This window comes from Bacillus sp. Root131, assembly GCF_001429475.1.
Classification (GTDB): Bacteria; Bacillota; Bacilli; order Bacillales; family Bacillaceae_G; genus Bacillus_A; species Bacillus_A thuringiensis_S.
The window spans coordinates 5,825-7,527 of the sequence record NZ_LMJQ01000033.1; the positions used below are offsets into that span (position 1 = coordinate 5,825).

The window sequence follows — 1,703 nt, forward strand, 5'->3', positions numbered from 1 at the left end:
TGTATTGGTTCTATCTAATTGGAGTGCTGGCGTATCTCAAAATGTCCATCTCCAACATAATCATGGGTATGTCTTACGTGTTATTGCCAAAAAAGAAGGGCCTGGAAATGGGTATGTCACGCTTATGGATTGTGAGGAGAATCAAGAAAAATTGACGTTTACGTCTTGTGAAGAAGGATATATTACGAAAACAGTAGATGTATTCCCAGATACAGATTGTGTACGAATTGAGATAGGCGAAACCGAAGGTTCGTTTTATATCGAAAGCATTGAATTAATTTGCATGAACGAGTAATTGATTAATATTAATAAAAATAAGATTTCTAGCTAACCAGTTAGAAATCTTATTTTTTGACTTAAAACCAATTACAATAATAGCTTTTCAAATGGGACATATCATAACTTTTTATATTTGAATTCGTCACGAAAATTAAAGGAAAGTGGTTATTGTGATTTATAATGAAAATTGTGGGGAAATGTACAAATTCGAATCTAATCATGGTGGATTAGATTCACAGTCATACGAATATTACTAATTTCTTGTAATGTATATAAAAGTATGGAAATCAAATTAGTATTAGTAGCAAAATCTTTCTTTGTAACACGGGAAATTATTTTAGAGCAACAATGAAATGAACTAGGCTATATGTAAAAAATAATACATTAAGGGGGTATTATCACACATCCATCAACTTAAGGATTTGGGTTATTCTTGAAGTTAAAAGCACGTTACTATTCTCTTATGTTAATGAGAAAGGGTGACGTGCTTTTTATGAATATGCATCAAAAACAAGAGCTGTCTTTATTTGCCGAAGAGTTATATCGGTATATGTCCCCCGCTACACTGAATCAATTAGCCATAGAAGCAGGTGGAATGAAATGAAAACGTAAGTGCCATGGGCACCATTTTTTATCTTTGTGTGTATGGTTAAATCAACAAATCGCTACAACCTCTCTTACTCAACTTTGTAGTCAATTAGAAACTTCAACAGGAATTTTATTAAGTCCTGAGGGAGTTAATCGACAATTTAACTCGGCTTCTGCAGCCTTCTTTCGAACTGTATTTACTACACTTCTACAAGCTAAAATTGGAGGATCATCTACAATTTCTCATTCTCTTTCTGCTTACTTTGAGCGGATTTGCATCCTTGATTCTACAATCTTTCAAGTTCCAGATCGATTCGCAGCTACTTATCCTGGTGCTGGAGGCTGTAGTCATACAGCTGGCGTGAAAATTCAATTAGAGTATGACTTGTTGAGTGGAGAGTTTTCTGATGTGAAAATTGAACCAGGAAAACGAAGTGATCAGGCATATGGGGCGACTCGAATGGACATGACACAAAAGAATGAACTATATATTCGTGACTTAGGGTATTTTCGTTTACAAGACTTTAAATCGATCCAAGATAAGGAAGGGTATTATTTATCGCGTCTTAAATTACCAACTAAAATATATAGAAAAGAATTCGAAACAGTGGTATTTAAAACAAAACCTGCTCAATTGAGACCGGTATATATACAAATTCATTTGGAAGACATCATGAACCAATTACAACCTGGCCAAGTGTATGAATTACATGATGTATATGTAGGGGTTCTGGTGCAAAAAAGCTAAATGATTTGAAAATATTCTTTCAAACTTGGCCATACTGGTATTACTACTTAAAAAAGGTGCGTGATCAGGATGGAAAAAGAAAACATAT

General features: G+C 34.1%; 2 pseudogenes. Both read left to right on the forward strand.

Annotation, left to right across the window (positions count from 1 at the left end):
* Nucleotides 1-295, forward strand: a pseudogene (locus tag ASE54_RS37270) (pesticidial crystal protein); the annotation flags it as partial.
* A gap of 477 nt (nucleotides 296-772) precedes the next feature.
* Nucleotides 773-1,594, forward strand: a pseudogene (locus tag ASE54_RS26925) (IS4 family transposase); the annotation flags it as partial.
* Between the last annotated feature and the right edge of the window lie 109 nt (nucleotides 1,595-1,703).